Origin of the sequence: Streptomyces sp. SCPE 10 (assembly GCF_051980735.1) — a bacterium.
In the GTDB taxonomy this organism is placed as follows: Bacteria; Actinomycetota; Actinomycetes; order Streptomycetales; family Streptomycetaceae; genus Streptomyces; species Streptomyces misionensis.
On record NZ_CP197069.1, the window covers coordinates 1616718 to 1633043 of the forward strand.

The window sequence follows — 16326 nt, forward strand, 5'->3', positions numbered from 1 at the left end:
AGATCCTACAAGGACTCCGGGGCGGCGTTGGCGCGCACCATGTCCACGAACAGGGCGTGCACCCGGTGGTCACCGGTCAGTTCCGGGTGGAACGACGTGGCGAGCGCGTTGCCCTGACGGACGGCGACGATGTGGCCGTCGTGCTCGGCGAGCACCTCGGCGTCCGCGCCCACGGACTCCACCCAGGGGGCGCGGATGAAGACGCCCTCCACAGGATCGCCCGCGACGCCCTGCACGTCGACCGCGGCCTCGAAGGACTCGTTCTGCCGCCCGAAGGCGTTGCGGCGCACGATCATGTCGATGCCGCCGACGGTCTCCTGGCCCGAGCGCGGGTCGAGGATCTTGTCGGCCAGCATGATCATGCCGGCGCAGGTGCCGTAGACGGGCATGCCGTCGCGCACCCGGGCGCGCAGCGGCTCCATCACGCCGAAGAGGACGGCCAGCTTGGAGATGGTGGTGGACTCGCCGCCGGGCAGGACGAGACCGTCGACCTCGGCGAGTTCCTCGGGGCGCCGCACCGGCCTGGCCACGGCGTCCGCCGCGGCCAGGGCGATGAGGTGCTCCCGTACGTCGCCCTGGAGGGCCAGGACGCCAATGACAGGAGTGTTCATGGGGTGTTGTACCTGTACCAGTGCCTGAGGGCCGGGCTCACCAGCCGCGGTTCGCGTAGCGCTCGGTCTCGGGGAGGGTGTCGCAGTTGATGCCGACCATGGCCTCGCCGAGGTTGCGGGACGCGTCCGCGATGATCTTCGGGTCGTCGTAGAAGGTGGTCGCCTTGACGATGGCGGCGGCGCGCTTGGCCGGGTCGCCGGACTTGAAGATGCCGGAGCCGACGAACACGCCCTCGGCGCCGAGCTGGCGCATCAGCGCCGCGTCGGCCGGGGTGGCCACGCCGCCGGCGGAGAACAGCACCACGGGGAGCTTGCCCAGCTCGGCGACCTCCTTGACCAGCTCGTAGGGGGCGCGCAGCTCCTTGGCGGCGGCGTACAGCTCGTTGTTGTCGCAGCCGCGCAGCTTGGCGATCTCGCCCTTGATCTGGCGCAGGTGGCGCACGGCCTCCACGACGTTGCCGGTGCCGGCCTCGCCCTTGGAGCGGATCATCGCGGCGCCCTCGGCGATGCGGCGCAGGGCCTCGCCCAGGTTGGTGGCGCCGCACACGAACGGGGTGGTGAAGGCCCACTTGTCGGAGTGGTTGACCTCGTCCGCCGGGGTGAGCACCTCGGACTCGTCGATGTAGTCCACGCCGAGGGACTGGAGCACCTGGGCCTCGACGAAGTGGCCGATGCGGGACTTGGCCATGACCGGGATCGAGACGGCGTCGATGATGCCCTCGATCATGTCCGGGTCGGACATGCGCGCCACGCCGCCGTCCTTGCGGATGTCGGCGGGGACCCGCTCCAGGGCCATGACGGCGACGGCGCCCGCGTCCTCGGCGATCTTCGCCTGCTCCGGGGTGACGACGTCCATGATGACGCCCCCCTTGAGCTGCTCGGCCATGCCGCGCTTCACGCGGGCGGTGCCGGTCTCGGGAGCCTGGTTCTCGGTGGTGGACACGGGTGACCTCGCTGATGTGAAGAGGGTTTCTGCTGACCCGAGGAAACGCGAGGGGACCAGGCCACAGCAAGGGCCAATGGAAAGCCGGTGGATCCTTTTCGCTGTGAATGACAGGCGTACGGCCCTCAGGCGACCCGTTCCACCAGGGCCGCGGGGGGTTCGTCGTCCATTTCGAAGGCCAGCGGGAAGGGCGCGTGGCCGGCCAGCCGGAACCAGCGGACCTTGCGGTGCTCGCGCAGCCGGCGGGCGGCGCCCACCGCGTCGTTGTGGAAGCGGCGGGCCATCGGCACCCGGCGCACGGCCTCGGCCAGCTCACGGGCGGCCTCCTCACCGCCCGGGGCCTCGCGCAGCGCCTCCACCTGGGCCGGCTCCGCGAACACCGCGCGCAGGGCCTGGCTCAACTCGCTCTCGGCGACCTCCCGCTGCTCCTCCTCGGCCTGCCGGGCGGCGTGCGCGGCCTCGTACAGCACGATCGAGGCGGCCGGGTCCAGCACGCCCGAGGTGGCCAGTTCCTGGGCCACCGAGGCCCGGCGCAGCAACTGGGCGTCGAGCGCGGCCCGGGCGGCGTCCATCCGTACGTGCAGCCGGTCCAGCCGGCCGGCGGTCCAGCTCAGGTAGACGCCGATCGCGAGCAGGGCGACGAGGATCCAGATGAGGGTTGCGGTCACGCCGGAAGGCTATCGGTCCCCGCACCGGGCCCCGGAGGCCGTCGCGCCCTCCCCCGGACGTGCCGGCACCCGCGAACGGACACGGCCCTGCCAGGAGCCGTGCCCGCGGCCGGGACGCCGGGCGGCCGGAACGCGGGCTCAGTCGCGGGCGAGGCCGAAGCGGGCTCGCAGGCCCGTCGTGCGTTCGTCGGCGGCGACCGCGGCCGTGCCGTCGGTGACCGTCTCGTAGACGGACAGGATGTCCGCGCCGACCGTGGACCAGTCGAAGCGGCGGACGTGCGCGCTGCCGCGGGCGCGCAGCGCGGCCCGGCGGTCCGGGTCGGCCAGCAGCCGGACGGCCGCGTCGGCGAGCGCGTCCGCGTCCTCGTTGGCGAACACCTCGCCCGCCCGCCCCTGGTCGAGGACCTGCACGAAGGCGTCGAGGTCCGAGGCGAGCACGGGGGCGCCCGCGGACATGGCCTCGACCAGGATGATGCCGAAGCTCTCGCCGCCGGTGTTGGGCGCGAGGTACAGGTCGACACTGCGCAGCAGCCGGGCCTTGTCCTCGTCGCTGATCATGCCGAGGAACTCCACGTGGGAGCGCAGTTCCCGCGGCAGGCCCTGGACGGCGGCCTCCTCGTCGCCCCGGCCCGCGACCAGCAGCCGTGCGCCGGGCCGGGCGGCGAGGATCTTCGGCAGGGCCTTCATCAGGACGGGCAGGCCCTTGCGGGGCTCGTCGATGCGGCCGATGAAGCCGATCGTCTCCCCCTGCCACCGCGGTCTGGGCTCGGCCTTGGCGAAGAAGTCGACGTCGACGCCGTTGGGGATGACCACCGCGTCCCCGCCCAGGTGCTCGACCAGGGTGCGGCGGGCGTACTCGCTGACCGCGATCCGCGCGCTGATCTTCTCCAGCGCGGCCTGGAGGATCGAGTAGGCGGCGATCATCGCCCGGGAGCGCGGGTTGGAGGTGTGGAACGTGGCCACGATCGGGCCCTGCGCGGCCCAGCACGTGAGCAGGCCCAGCGAGGGCGAGGTCGGCTCGTGGATGTGGACCACGTCGAAGGCGCCGTCGTGCAGCCAGCGCCGCACCCGCGCGGCCGACAGGAAGCCGAAGTTCAGCCGGGCCACCGAGCCGTTGTACGGCACCGGGACCGCGCGCCCGGCGGAGACGACGTACGGCGGCAGCGGGGTGTCGTCGTCGGCCGGGGCGAGCACGGAGACCTCGTGGCCGAGGCGGATGAAGTACTCGGCGAGGTCGCGGATGTGGAACTGGACGCCTCCGGGCACGTCCCAGGAGTACGGGCAGACGATCCCGATTCTCACGAGGGTCCCTTCGCGGGGTCGAGGTCGGCGAGCCACAGCCGTTGGAGCATGTGCCAGTCCTCCGGGTGCTCGGCGATCCCGGTGGCGAAGGCGTCGGCCAGGGCCTGTGTCATGACGGACGTCTTCTCGGCCCGGGTGCCTGACTCCGGCACCTCGATCGCCGGGTGCACCCGCCCGTGCATGACGGGCGAGTCGTCGTACCAGAGGGTCACCGGCAGCAGCAGGGCGCCGGTGTGCTGGGCGAGCAGCGCGGGACCCGCGGGCATCCGGGCCTGCTCGCCGAAGAAGTCGACCTCCACGCCGGAGGCGGACAGGTCGCGGTCGGCGACCAGGCAGACCAGGCCGCCGTCGCGCAGCCGCCGGGCCAGGGTGCCGAAGGCGGCGCCGCCGCTGTGCGGCAGCACCTCCATGCCGAGGCCCTCGCGGTAGGCGACGAAGCGGTCGTAGAGCGTCTCGGGCTTGAGGCGCTCGGCGACCGTGGTGAACGGGGTGCGCAGCGCCGTGGTGACCCAGGCGCCGGCCAGGTCCCAGTTGGCCAGGTGCGGCAGGGCGAGGATCACGCCCTTGCCGGCGTCGAGGCCCTCGGTCAGGTGGTGGACGTCCTTGGGGTCGAAGCCCGTCCGGATCCGCTCGGCGCTCCAGGCGGGCAGCCGGAAGGACTCCATCCAGTAGCGCAGGTAGGAGCGCATGCCCGCGCGGGACAGCTCGGCCAGCCGCTCGGGACCGGCGCCGGGCACCACCCGCGCGTAGTTCGCCTCCAGCCGCTGGACGCCCTTGCCGCGCCGCTTCCAGGCGATGTCGGCGATGGTCCGCCCGAGGCGGGCCGCGACCGGCTCCGGGAGCTTCTTGACCGTGCTCCAGCCCGCGCCGTACAGCGCGTCCGTCAGCCGGTCCGCGGTGCTCACTGGGCCGCCCCGCTGTCCTGCCGGGCCGCCGCCTCCGCCTCGGCGGACTCGCGGCGCACGGTGACGACGCGCTGGACCAGGGTGACCAGGCTGCCCGCGGCGACGATCCACAGGGCGATCGGCAGCAGCCACTGGATGCCCGGCACACCGAACTTGTGCAGACCCGCGAAACCGGCCGCCACCAGGGAGATCACCAGGCGCTCGGCCCGCTCGACCAAACCGTTGACGGCGACCGGGAGCCCGATCGACTCGCCGCGCGCCTTGGTGTACGACACCACCTGGCCGCTGGCCAGGCAGAAGATCGCCACGGCGCACAGCGCGTCGTTGTCGCCCTGGCCCGCGTACCAGAGCGCGAAGCCGCCGAAGATCGCGCCGTCGGCGACCCGGTCCAGGGTGGAGTCCAGGAAGGCCCCCCAGCGGCTGGAGCGCCCCAGCTGCCGGGCCATGTTGCCGTCGACCAGGTCGGAGAAGACGAACAGGGTGATCACGACCGTGCCCCAGAAGAACTCGCCCCGGGGGTAGAAGACCAGCGCGCCCGCCACCACACCCGCGGTGCCGATCAGCGTGACCGTGTCGGGGCTCACCCCCCGCCGGATGAGAAACGCGGCGAACGGTGTGAGGACACGCGTGAAGAATGCACGCGCGTACTTGTTCAGCATGGCCTTCCCGACGGTCGGTGTCGCGCCGCGGCCCGTGATGGCCGCCGGCTGGCCCATCGTAGCCACGCGCGCGTACGCGCGGCGGGCGGGCACCCGCAGCCCGTGCGCACGAGCGGTGCGCGCGGCCGCCCGCGGCGGGATCGGGTCCGTCGTATGGACGCGCGGTGACGGGAGTGGAAAGCTCGAATAACCGCGGGCGTCGCCGAAGCCGCCACAGCACGCGGTTCGCGTGTCCGCGCCCCGATGACCTCACCGTGTACGGGAGGCAGGATCATGGGCGACAAGACTCAGACACACCCCGGGGCCGCCGGCAGGGCTCTGGCGGCCGACCAACCCGCGTCCGTACGGAATGTGGTGCTGGTCGGCCACTCCGGATCGGGCAAGACCACGCTGGTGGAGGCCCTCGCGCTGACCGCGGGGGCGGTGAACCGGGCGGGCCGCGTGGAGGACGGCGGCACCGTCTCCGACTACGACGAGATAGAGCACCGGCAGCAGCGCTCGGTGCAGCTGTCCCTGGTGCCGGTCGAATGGGACGGCATCAAGATCAACCTCCTCGACACCCCCGGCTACGCGGACTTCGTCGGGGAGCTGCGGGCCGGTCTGCGCGCCGCGGACGCGGCCCTCTTCGTCGTCTCGGCCTCGGACGGTGTGGACGGCTCGACCCGCATGGTGTGGGAGGAGTGCGCGGCCGTCGGCATGCCCCGCGCCATCGTGGTCACGCACCTGGAGGCGGCCCGCGCCGACTTCGAGGAGATGACCCGGATCTGCGCGGAGTCCTTCGGCGGCGACGACCCCGACGCCGTGCTGCCGCTGTACCTGCCGCTGCGCGGCCCCGAGGGCCCCGACGGGCACGCCCCGGTGACCGGGCTGGTGGGGCTGCTCACCCGCAAGCTGTTCGACTATTCGAGCGGCGAGCACAAGGAGTCCGAACCCGGCCCGGACCAGCTGCCGGACCTGGACGAGGCCCGCAACCGGCTCATCGAGGGGATCATCGCCGAGAGCGAGGACGAGACCCTGATGGACCGCTACCTCGGCGGCGAGCAGGTCGAGGTCAAGACCCTGATCCAGGACCTGGAGCGGGCAGTGGCGCGCGGCAGCTTCTTCCCGGTGCTGGCCGCCGCCCCCGCCGCGGAGGGCGCCCGCCAGGGCCTGGGCACGGTGGAACTGCTGGATCTGATCACCGGCGGCTTCCCCACCCCCTTCGAGCACCCGGTGCCCGGCGTGACCGCCCTCGACGGCACCCCGCGCGCACTCGCGCCCTGCGACACCGAGGGACCGCTGGCCGCCGAGGTCGTCAAGACCGCCTCCGACCCCTACGTCGGCCGCATCTCCCTGGTCCGGGTGTTCTCCGGCACGCTGCGCCCCGACCAGACGGTGCACGTCTCCGGACACGGGCTGACCGACCGGGGCCACGAGGACCACGACGTGGACGAGAAGATCGGCGCCCTGTCGATGGCCTTCGGCAAACAGCAGCGGCCGGTCACCCACGCGGTCGCCGGCGACCTGGTGTGCGTGGCCAAGCTCACCCGCGCCGAGACCGGCGACACGCTCTCCGCGAAGGACGACCCGCTCCTGATGGAGCCCTGGCAGATGCCCGACCCGCTGCTCCCGGTCGCCATCCGGGCGCACAGCAAGGCCGACGAGGACAAGCTGTCGCAGGGCCTGTCCCGGCTGGTCGCCGAGGACCCCACGATGCGCCTGGAGCAGAACCAGGACACCCACCAGGTGGTGCTGTGGTGCCTGGGCGAGGCGCACGCGGACGTCGCGCTGGAACGGCTGCGCGGCCGCTACGGCGTCCAGGTCGACGTCGTCCCGCACAAGGTCTCGCTGCGGGAGACGTTCGCGACCAGGGCGGCCGGGCGCGGCCGGCACGTCAAGCAGTCCGGTGGGCACGGTCAGTACGCCATCTGCGAGATCGAGGTGGAGCCGCTGCCGGGCGGCTCGGGCATCGAGTTCGTGGACAAGGTGGTCGGCGGCGCGGTGCCGCGCCAGTTCATCCCGTCCGTGGAGAAGGGCGTGCGGGCCCAGGCCGCCAGGGGCGTCGTCGCCGGGCATCCGCTCGTGGACGTACGGGTCACGCTGCTCGACGGCAAGGCGCACTCGGTGGACTCCTCCGACGCCGCCTTCCAGACCGCGGGCGCGCTTGCCCTGCGCGAGGCCGCCGCCGACGCGAAGATCCATCTGCTGGAACCGGTCGCCGAGGTGAGCGTGCTGGTCGGCGACGACTACGTGGGCGCCGTGATGAGCGATCTGTCGGGCCGGCGCGGCCGGCTGCTCGGCACCGAGCAGGTGGGCTCCGGACGCACCCTGATCCGCGCCGAGGTCCCCGAATTCGAGATCGGCCGGTACGCCGTCGACCTGCGCTCGCTCTCGCACGGCACGGCCCGCTTCGACCGGGCGTACGCGCGGCACGAGCCGATGCCCCCGCAGATCGCCGAACGCATTCGCGAGCAGGGCGGGGACGACGGCTAGCCGTGTCGTTCCGGGCGGGCGGCTTCGGTCGTCCGCCCCTCGCTCGTCGGTGGTGACGGATACCCTGGTCACCTGGGCACCTCGTGCGCGGGCCGACCGGTTTTCGGCAGGTGCGCGGGCCCAACAGGTGTGCGGGGCAGGGAAGTCGGGAAGGCCGCAGAGCGACACCGGCGGCGATGGGGGCGGGAATGTCGTTTGGAACGGAGTGGGACGGGCCCCAGGTGCCCGTCTCGGGCGACGGCCAGCAGGCGGCGACGGCCGCCCTGGCCTCCGCGGCCTACCGGGACGACCAGGTCGACAAGATCAAGGAAGCGGACAACGAGTGGCACCAGTCCACCGTCAAGCCCGGCAGGATACGGCTGTTCCGGCCGAATCTCGGCGAGGCGTTCTCGCGGGCCGTCGTGGACCGCATGCTCGCTCCGGGCCGTAAGCCGCTCATCCAGTCCTTCGGGTCCGAGCCCCAGTTCGTGGTGGAGCACTGCCTGGCGGCCAACAACATCCGCCGCGAGCGCGACAACCGGCTGACCGCCGTGACGGTGCTGTGCGGCCTGCTCTTCCTGCCGGGGCTGATCGCCTGGCTGCTCGTCTTCCAGCTGCGGGCGTTCGTCGCCAAGCGGGACGACAAACGGGCCGGCACCCTGGCCACCGTGCTGCTGCTCGGCGTGGCCGTGCTGGCCGTGCTGTTCCTCATCCGGACGCCGTTCAGCGGCTTCTGGGCGTGGTATGCGCGGGCGGCCGTGGTGCTCCCGGTGATCGGCTGGTACGTGGCCAAGCAGATCTGCGAGCGCACCGCCAAGGACCTGCGGGCCCGCTGGGACGGGCTGCTGTCGGGCAGCAGCGTCGGCATCAAGGTCCCCGAGGCCGTGCCGCGCGGCCCGAACCAGACCGCGGCCGACGCCCTGCGCGAGTCCCTGGCCCGGCTCACCGCCGAGCAGCAGTCCAACTCGGTCTTCTACGCCGGCCCCAAGGGCATACTCGGCATGGGCACCCGCTGGGGCTCCTGGCAGCTCGCCGAGGACCTGGTGCCCGCCGACCCCGGGCGCGAGATCCACCCCTTCCGCAGCTGGGACGTGATCCGCGCGATCCACGACCAGCTGACCCTGCTGGAGCGCGGCCCGCTGAACACCGGGGGCTTCCCCAAGCCGTCGGTCAAGCACTGGATCGTCACCCCGATCGCCGAGAAGGCCGGGGCGGTGTCCCGGCCGGAGGGCACCGATGTGGAGGCCTTCCAGGTCAAGCCGCACGCGATACAGGAGATCTGCAACAAGCAGCAGTTCGGCAAGGGCGACCGGCACTACCTGGGCGTGCAGTGGACGCTCTGGGACGGCCAGTTGGTGATCACCATGATGATCACGGTGACCGTGCTGCACGAGACGCTGCGCATCGAGGTCACCGGACATGCGCTCGGCCCGGTCAACGGACTGTTCTGGAGCAAGCCGGAGGCGCCCACCAAGGAGGTCACCAAGACCTTCAAGCCGTGGGAGACCCGCAAGGTCAACCTGCCGCTGATGACCACCGACGAGGTCGTACGCCTGGCCGTGCGCGCGCCGCTGACCTGGTACCCGCCGCTGCTCAACTGGCTGGGCGGCTCCCTGGGCCTGCCGGAGCCGTTCGGTCTGCGGCACGCGTGGGCCGACCAGCCGTGGCGGCACCGTTTCATGGCCGACGACGCGCTGCGCGCGGCCACCCCGGTGCTGCGGGTGGTGCACTCGGCCGCGATCAAGGTTCTCGCGGAGCACGGCGTGGACACGGAGAAGTTCGGCAGCCGGTCGTCGGCGCTCAGCGGCGCGATCCAGGACCCCACGCCGAAGAAGGCGGACCTGTACGACGCGTGACGCGCACCCCCGGACACGGCGAGGGCGCCCCCTGCGGCAGGGGGCGCCCTCGGCGCGTCGGCAGGCGGCCCGGTCTACGCCGACGGCCAGGCCCGCGCCAGCATCGCGCGGGTGTCGGCCAGCAGCTGCGGGAGCACCTTGGTGTGCCCGACCACCGGCATGAAGTTGGTGTCGCCGCCCCAGCGGGGCACGATGTGCTGGTGCAGGTGGGCGGCGATGCCGGCGCCCGCCACCGCGCCCTGGTTCATGCCGATGTTGAAGCCGTGCGCCCCGGAGGCGGTGCGCAGCGCGGTCATCGCCTGCTTGGTCAGCTCGGCCAGCTCGGCGGTCTCCGGGCCGGTCAGTTCCGTGTAGTCGGCCACGTGCCGGTAGGGCACGGTCATCAGATGCCCGCCGTTGTACGGGTAGAGGTTGAGGACCGCGTAGACGTGCTCGCCGCGGTGGACGATCAGTCCGTCCTCGTCGGACTTCGCCGGTATCGAGCAGAAGGGACAGCCGTCGTCGGCCCCCGGGCCGCTCGGCTTGTTCTCACCCTGGATGTACGCCATCCGGTGGGGCGTCCACAGACGCTGGAACGCGTCCTGCGTCCCGACCCCGATCTGCTGCTCCGGCTCACTCGTCATGCTAGGCAGCATATGGCGTGCGGCCCCGGTACAGGCCAGGGCCCCCGACGACCGAAGTCCGCCGGGGGCCCTGGCCGGCCGGGGATCAGACCTGGACGCGCTCCGCCACGACCTTGGCGATCTTGGCGATGGCCTCGTCGACCGGGATGCCGTTCTCCTGCGAGCCGTCGCGGTAGCGGAAGGACACCGAGCCGTTCGACATGTCCTCGTCGCCCGCGATGACCATGAACGGCACCTTCTGCTTCTGCGCGTTCCTGATCTTCTTCTGCATGCGGTCCGAGGAGGCGTCCACCTCGACGCGCAGCCCCTGCTTGCGGGCGGCCGCGGCGAACTTCTCCAGGTACTCGACGTGGGCGTCGCCGATCGGGATACCGAGCGCCTGCACCGGTGCCAGCCACGCCGGGAAGGCGCCCGCGTAGTGCTCCAGGAGGACCGCGAAGAAGCGCTCGATGGAGCCGAACAGCGCGCGGTGGATCATGACCGGGCGCTGCTTGGAGCCGTCGGGGCCGGTGTACTCCAGGTTGAACCGCTCGGGCAGGTTGAAGTCGAGCTGGATGGTGGACATCTGCCAGGTACGGCCGATGGCATCCTTGGCCTGCACCGAGATCTTCGGGCCGTAGAAGGCCGCGCCGCCCGGGTCGGGGACGAGGGGCAGCCCCTGCTTCTCGGCGACCTGGCGCAGGGTCTCGGTCGCCTCCTCCCAGACCTCGTCGGAGCCGACGAACTTCTCCGGGTCCTTGGTGGACAGCTCCAGGTAGAAGTCGGTCAGACCGTAGTCCCGCAGCAGGCCCAGGACGAAGGTGAGCGTCTTGTCCAGTTCCTCGGACATCTGCTCACGGGTGCAGTAGATGTGCGCGTCGTCCTGCGTGAAGCCGCGGGCGCGGGTCAGGCCGTGTACGACGCCCGACTTCTCGTACCGGTACACGGTCCCGAACTCGAACAGACGCAGCGGCAGTTCGCGGTACGAGCGGCCGCGCGCGTCGAAGATCAGGTTGTGCATCGGGCAGTTCATGGGCTTGAGGTAGTAGTCCACGCCCTCGTCGAGCTGCATGGGCGGGTACATGCCGTCGGCGTACCAGTCCAGGTGGCCCGAGGTCTCGAAGAGCTTCCCCTTCGTCGCGTGCGGGGTGTAGACGAACTCGTAGCCCTCCTCCTCGTGGCGGCGGCGCGAGTAGTCCTCCATGACCCGGCGGACGATGCCGCCCTTGGGGTGGAAGACGGCGAGGCCGGAGCCGATCTGCTCGGGGATGGAGAAGAGGTCCAGCTCGGCACCGAGCTTGCGGTGGTCGCGCTTCTCGGCCTCGGCGAGGAACTCCAGGTACGCCTTCAGCTCGTCCTTGGACGGCCAGGCGGTGCCGTAGATGCGCTGGAGCATCGGGTTCTTCTCGCTGCCGCGCCAGTAGGCGGCCGCGTTGCGCATCAGCTTGAACGCCGGGATGAGCCGGGTGGAGGGCAGGTGGGGACCGCGGCAGAGGTCCTTCCAGCACAGCTCGCCGGTCTTGGCGTCCAGGTTGTCGTAGATCGTCAGCTCACCGGCGCCGACCTCGACGTCCGCGCCGTCGTCGTGCGACGCGGAGCCCTTGAGGCCGATCAGCTCCAGCTTGTACGGCTCGTCGGCCAGTTCCTCGCGGGCGGCCTCGTCGGTGACCACGCGGCGGGCGAACTTCTGCCCGCGCTTCTGGATCTCCTGCATCTTCTTCTCGATGGCCTTGAGATCCTCGGGCGTGAACGGCTTCTCGACGTCGAAGTCGTAGTAGAAGCCGTCCTTGACCGGCGGGCCGATGCCCAGCTTGGCCTCCGGGAACAGCTCCTGCACGGCCTGCGCCATGACGTGCGCGGTGGAGTGGCGCAGGATGTTCAGGCCGTCCTCGGACGTGATCTCCACGCCCTCGACCTCGTCGCCGTCGACGAGTGCGTACGCGAGGTCCTTCAGCTCGCCGCCCACGCGCGCGGCGATGATCGAGCGCTCGCCCGCGAAGAGGTCGGCGGCCGTAGTGCCCGTCGTCACCACGCGTTCTTCCCGCTCGGAATCGCGTTGGATGATCACACGGACGTCTGACACCGGTCTCTCCTGACTGAAGGTGGGTGCGGCGCCATACCAGGAGCGCGCGCACAGGCGATCGTACCGACCCGAGGGCGCCGACCGCGAAACGGTAACCGTCGGTCCCCGTCCGGTCACGCCTCCCCGCAGGCCTCCTCGAAGAAGTCCGGGTTCTCCTGGAGGGATTTCAGCAGCCGGTCGCGTTCGGCCTCGTCCACCTGGACGGGGACGACGCCGGAGACGCCGGTGAGTCTGCGGAAGCCGCCGCGCCGCTCCAGCCGGCCGTGCACCCGTACCGGGACGCCGACGAGATGGGCGTGGCCGGCGATGCGGTAGTCCTCCTCGTCCAGGGTGACCCGCACATGCGTCACCTCGGCGCCGGCGAGGACGCGCAGCCGTACGGTGCCCTCGCCGCTGGGGCCGGAGCGGCGCATGCGCACCACGGCACCGGTGATCCGCACGGGTACGGAGGCCTCCTCGCGCAGATAGCGGGCGGCGGCCTCGCGCAGCACGGGCAGATCGCCGGGCGAGAACTCGACGGGTTCGGCGGCCGGGGCACAGCCTTCGGGGACGCCGGCTGCGGGCGCCCAGGCGACGGCGATCCTGGCCCCCTCGGTGCCGCGCACCAGCGCGGTGAGCGCCTCGGTCAGCTCGCGGCTGACGCCGGCCTCGACGGCGCCGTCGAAGACGTCCATGCCGCCGGTGGCGCGGCGGTAGTCGATGGCCTCGCGGGCGGCGTGGAGGGCCTGGTGGAGGCGGACGGCGAGGGGACGGCCCGCGGGCACCGGCACGAAGGCGGTCAGCGGGCGGCCCTCGGCGGCGGGGCCGACGAGGACGTCCTGGAGGAGTTCCGCGGCGGCGCGGCGGTGCCGGGCACCGTGGTACCCGGCCCGGGCGCGGGTGGCGAGCGCGGCGGCGAGCAGCATCTGCCGTGCGGCGCCGCGCAGTTGTTCGTCACGGCCCCAGGGCGCGGCGCCGGCCGGTCCGTTCGGTACGTCGCGCCACCAGCGGATCTCGTCGCTGGGCCGGGCCAGCGAGATCAGCACCTCGCGGGCGGCGGGGGTGTCGCTGCAGGCGAGGGCGCCCAGGGCCTCGCCGAGCAGGTCGTCGCTGTCGGGGAAGGCGCGGCTCTCGGGGACCAGGAGGCTGGTGGCGGCGGCGCCCGGGCCGGGCGGGGTCCAGCGGCCGTAGCGTCCGGCGGCCCCGCCGCGCCGCTGCCAGCCGTGCCGGCGCAGGAGGGTGCCGAGCACGGCGGGGTCGACGTCGGCGGGGCGCGGCGGGCCGTCGCCGGGGAAGGCGTCGGGGTGCGGTCGCAGCGGCACCGGTTCCTCGGGGGGACGGTTCCTCATGGTCTGCCTCCCGTCCCGACACGGGTCATGATCTCGCACAGCGCCCGGTCGTCGAAGATGCGTGTGGTCGGTATGCGCACGGTGGTCCGGTGCCGGCCGGTGATGGGGTGGCCGGCCAGGTTGACCCAGTAGCAGCAGTGCCTGAGGTCGAGCCGGTCGTGGCCGGCGCGCAGCCAGTCGTCCTGGGAGCGCGGGACCAGCATCACGACGAGGATCTTGTGCACCGAGACGGGGGTGCGGGCGAGCTTGCGCAGGTGGTCGTTGTCGAGGGTGAAGGAGAAGGTGCGGCCCGGCGGGTGGGGGGCGATCTGGTACGTCGCCTTCAGTTGCACCTTGATGGTGACCTCGTCGTCCACGGTGTGGCCGGGCGCGCTGTGGCTGACGTGCCAGTCGATGCCGTTGTCCGGGAAGGGCTGGGACAGCGAGCAGCCGGCCGCGGCGGCGACCGCGTGCAGATAGCCGACCTGCAGTGTCTCCATGCAGGCGGTGGTGGCGAGCGTGCCGCGGACAGGGTGCGTGCGTTCGGGCAGCAGCCCGCCCCGCTCGGGCTGCAGAGTGGCCATGAACCAACAGCCTTCCAAGCCAGGACTTTTCCCGGTGCGGGCCGCTGAACTGCAAAGACCCGTACTCCTGTTGTCTCCTCGCGGCGTACGGCGCAAACGGCCCGGGTATCACCGAATGGGCAGAAGACGGGAGGTCAGCTGCCGCCGGTGAACGAGGAGTTGGGCTGGATGACGTACTGGTACGAGGGGCCGCTGGCCGCCTTCGACACGGAGACAACGGGCGTGGACGTCGAGACCGACCGGATCGTGTCGGCCGCCGTCCTCGTCCAGGACGCCCCGGGGACCCTGCCGCGGGTGTCGCGCTGGCTGGTCGATCCGGGGGTGCCGGTGCCGGCCGAGGCGACGGCGGTGCACGGGCTGACGCAGGAGTACCTCCAGCGCAACGGCCGCTGGCCGGCGCCGGTGATGCTGGAGATAGCCGAGCTGCTGGCGGAGCACGCGGCGCGGGGCCGCCCGCTGGTGGTGATGAACGCGCCGTTCGATCTGACGCTGCTGGACCGGGAGTTGCGCCGGCACCGGGCGTCCTCGCTGGAGCGGTGGTTCCCGTCGGCGCCGCTGCGGGTGCTGGACCCGCGGGTGCTGGACAAGCATCTGGACCGCTACCGCAAGGGGCGGCGCACGCTGACCGATCTGTGCGAGCACTACGGCGTGACGCTGGAGGGCGCGCACGACGCGGCGGCGGACGCGCTGGCGGCGCTGGAGGTCGTCCGGGCGCTGGGCCGCCGTTTCGCGACCCGGCTCGAACGCCTCTCCCCCGCCGAGCTGCACGCCCTCCAGGCCGACTGGCACGCGGCGCAGGCCCGGGGTCTTCAGGCCTGGTTCGCCCGCAGCGGCTCGGAGGAGACGGTCAGCACGGAGTGGCCGGTACGGCCGGGGCTGCCCGCGGCGGCCTAGATCACTCGCCCGAGGTGCCCCGACAGCGGAAGAGCCGGTCCGCTGCTGCGGACCGGCTCTCTCCCGGTGGGCGATACTGGGTTCGAACCAGTGACCTCTTCGGTGTGAACGAAGCGCTCTCCCACTGAGCTAATCGCCCGGGAACGCACTGAACAATACAGGTCCGGACGCCGTTCCTTCAAACCGCCCGCAGACGGCGCAGCAGTCCGCGGTGTCCGGCCCGCATCATCAGCCGGTGGTTGACGCGGAAGACGGCGCGGCCGGGCACGGCGAGCCGCCGCAGCAGGGGCTTGCGCACGTCGACGTCCTGGTCGTAGCGGGCGAGCGTGCCGGGGCCCGCGGCGGTGACGGTCCAGCGCGCCCAGCCCTCGATGTCGCCGCTCATGGTGATCTCCAGGATCCCGGCGGCCGGGTCGCGCCGGGTCGCGCGGGCGGTGAAGGTCATGGCGTACGGAAGCGCCGAGCGGATGGTGAGGATGCCGGTGGAGTCGTCGAGCCGGGTCACCGAGCGCACCTGGGGCCACCAGCGGGGATAGTCCTCGGGCCGCTCCAGTACGGCGTAGACGGCGGCCGGCGGCGCGGGCAGGGGCCACAGGCTGTGAAAGCGGTAGTGGTTCCAGTCCATGTGCGGAGTCTGCCCGCACCCGCGCGGGGGCGCTGATTCCGGCTCAGTTTCTGTTCGAATATGGGCGGTTGCGGAGGCCGGGAAATTCTTCGGACACGCCGCGCCGGACGGGAAAGCCGGGCGGTTTTTCCGGAAAACCCGTGGCTTTTCCGCCGGTTGTCCGTCGATACGCCGACGGCCCATCCGCTGTTCGCGGATGGGCCGTCGGTCCGGGTGGGCGATACTGGGTTCGAACCAGTGACCTCTTCGGTGTGAACGAAGCGCTCTCCCACTGAGCTAATCGCCCGGGCGCAGGAAGAACATTACCCCATGTCAGGGGGTGCCTCCGACCATGGTCCGCGGCGGTGCGCGGACGAGCGGGGGCCGCGGCTCACCGGCGCTCGATCCTCCAGGGCAGGACGGGGCCGTACCGCCACAGGTAGATCGCGCCCAGCACCCCGGCGATCACCACGGCGATCACGGTCAGCGTGATGTTGCGGCGGCGCACCTCGGGCTGCAGGGCACGCTGGGCCGCCTCGGTGACCTTGCGTTTGGTCCAGCGCAGCACGAGCTGGGCCCAGACGAACTCGGTGGCCCAGATCGCCATGCCCGCGAAGATCACCACCCAGCCGGGCCCGGGCAGCGCCAGCATGAGCACCCCGGCGCCCACGACGGCGAGGCCGACGACGAAGACGCCCACCTGCCAGCCGCGGTGCAGGAGCCGGCGGGACCGCACGAATTCGGGCGCGCGGGAGCCCAGCCCCGACTCGTCACTCCCCGTATTCATACAGACAAACCTACCCGAGTGATTCACATCACCGGAATGGACGTAGATCCGGTACGAGTTCTCGGCCGGA

General features: G+C 72.0%; 15 protein-coding genes and 2 tRNA genes. 3 read left to right on the forward strand and 14 right to left on the reverse strand.

The window, feature by feature from the left end:
• Window positions 1-5: 5 nt before the first annotated feature.
• The 6 genes from pdxT to pgsA form a co-directional block, all read right to left on the reverse strand.
• Entirely contained in the window at window positions 6-611 is a 606-nt protein-coding gene (gene pdxT / locus ACSP97_RS07560; RefSeq protein WP_355328647.1) for a pyridoxal 5'-phosphate synthase glutaminase subunit PdxT, read from the reverse strand.
• A 37-nt stretch (window positions 612-648) separates the two neighbouring features.
• Window positions 649-1497 carry a pyridoxal 5'-phosphate synthase lyase subunit PdxS gene (gene pdxS / locus ACSP97_RS07565; RefSeq protein ID WP_233360374.1) on the reverse strand — a complete coding sequence of 283 codons (849 nt, stop codon included), beginning with the start codon at window positions 1495-1497 and terminating at the stop codon, window positions 649-651.
• 182 nt (window positions 1498-1679) lie between these two features.
• Window positions 1680-2222 (reverse strand): hypothetical protein, encoded by a 543-nt coding sequence (locus ACSP97_RS07570; protein WP_180331921.1) that lies wholly within the window; start codon window positions 2220-2222, stop codon window positions 1680-1682.
• A 138-nt stretch (window positions 2223-2360) separates the two neighbouring features.
• On the reverse strand, window positions 2361-3524 hold the full coding sequence (locus ACSP97_RS07575; RefSeq protein WP_355328649.1) for a glycosyltransferase family 4 protein: 1164 nt from the start codon (window positions 3522-3524) through the stop codon (window positions 2361-2363).
• Window positions 3521-4429: a phosphatidylinositol mannoside acyltransferase gene (locus tag ACSP97_RS07580; RefSeq protein WP_355149946.1), complete on the reverse strand. Its 909-nt coding sequence runs from the start codon at window positions 4427-4429 to the stop codon at window positions 3521-3523. Before ACSP97_RS07580 ends, ACSP97_RS07575 begins: the two co-directional genes overlap by 4 nt.
• Window positions 4426-5145 carry a phosphatidylinositol phosphate synthase gene (gene pgsA / locus ACSP97_RS07585; protein WP_074991824.1) on the reverse strand — a complete coding sequence of 240 codons (720 nt, stop codon included), beginning with the start codon at window positions 5143-5145 and terminating at the stop codon, window positions 4426-4428. The genes ACSP97_RS07580 and pgsA overlap by 4 nt, the downstream gene beginning before the upstream one ends.
• A 216-nt stretch (window positions 5146-5361) precedes the next feature.
• Between pgsA and ACSP97_RS07590 the strand changes: the two genes are divergently transcribed.
• Together ACSP97_RS07590 and ACSP97_RS07595 are read left to right on the forward strand one after the other, a co-directional pair.
• Window positions 5362-7560: an elongation factor G-like protein EF-G2 gene (locus tag ACSP97_RS07590; protein ID WP_358681499.1), complete on the forward strand. Its 2199-nt coding sequence runs from the start codon at window positions 5362-5364 to the stop codon at window positions 7558-7560.
• Window positions 7561-7748: 188 nt separating this feature from the next.
• Entirely contained in the window at window positions 7749-9395 is a 1647-nt protein-coding gene (locus ACSP97_RS07595; RefSeq protein WP_355149942.1) for a hypothetical protein, read from the forward strand.
• A 74-nt stretch (window positions 9396-9469) separates the two neighbouring features.
• Here ACSP97_RS07595 and ACSP97_RS07600 read toward each other — a convergent pair whose 3' ends face one another.
• The 4 genes from ACSP97_RS07600 to ACSP97_RS07615 all read right to left on the reverse strand — a co-directional run bounded on the left by ACSP97_RS07600 (window position 9470) and on the right by ACSP97_RS07615 (window position 13971).
• Window positions 9470-10030, reverse strand: a complete 561-nt coding sequence (locus tag ACSP97_RS07600) for an HIT family protein (RefSeq protein WP_355149940.1) — start codon at window positions 10028-10030, stop codon at window positions 9470-9472.
• Between the two features lie 73 nt (window positions 10031-10103).
• Window positions 10104-12080, reverse strand: coding sequence for a threonine--tRNA ligase (gene thrS, locus ACSP97_RS07605; protein WP_355149938.1), 1977 nt, complete (start codon window positions 12078-12080; stop codon window positions 10104-10106).
• A 113-nt stretch (window positions 12081-12193) separates the two neighbouring features.
• Complete coding sequence (locus tag ACSP97_RS07610; protein WP_391870935.1) at window positions 12194-13408, reverse strand: hypothetical protein; 1215 nt, start codon at window positions 13406-13408, stop codon at window positions 12194-12196.
• Window positions 13405-13971, reverse strand: a complete 567-nt coding sequence (locus ACSP97_RS07615; protein ID WP_355149934.1) for a DUF4365 domain-containing protein — start codon at window positions 13969-13971, stop codon at window positions 13405-13407. Before ACSP97_RS07615 ends, ACSP97_RS07610 begins: the two co-directional genes overlap by 4 nt.
• 168 nt (window positions 13972-14139) lie before the next feature.
• Here ACSP97_RS07615 and ACSP97_RS07620 point away from each other — a divergent pair, with 168 nt between their 5' ends.
• Complete coding sequence (locus tag ACSP97_RS07620; protein ID WP_355150171.1) at window positions 14140-14865, forward strand: 3'-5' exonuclease; 726 nt, start codon at window positions 14140-14142, stop codon at window positions 14863-14865.
• Window positions 14866-14932: 67 nt separating this feature from the next.
• Here the strand turns inward: ACSP97_RS07620 and ACSP97_RS07625 are convergent.
• The 4 genes from ACSP97_RS07625 to ACSP97_RS07640 form a co-directional block, all read right to left on the reverse strand.
• Window positions 14933-15004 (reverse strand) — tRNA-Val (locus ACSP97_RS07625).
• A gap of 39 nt (window positions 15005-15043) precedes the next feature.
• On the reverse strand, window positions 15044-15490 hold the full coding sequence (locus ACSP97_RS07630) for an SRPBCC family protein (protein ID WP_355328655.1): 447 nt from the start codon (window positions 15488-15490) through the stop codon (window positions 15044-15046).
• 214 nt (window positions 15491-15704) lie between these two features.
• Window positions 15705-15776, reverse strand: a tRNA-Val gene (locus tag ACSP97_RS07635).
• Between the two features lie 84 nt (window positions 15777-15860).
• Window positions 15861-16256 (reverse strand): TIGR02611 family protein, encoded by a 396-nt coding sequence (locus ACSP97_RS07640; RefSeq protein ID WP_355328657.1) that lies wholly within the window; start codon window positions 16254-16256, stop codon window positions 15861-15863.
• Between the last annotated feature and the right edge of the window lie 70 nt (window positions 16257-16326).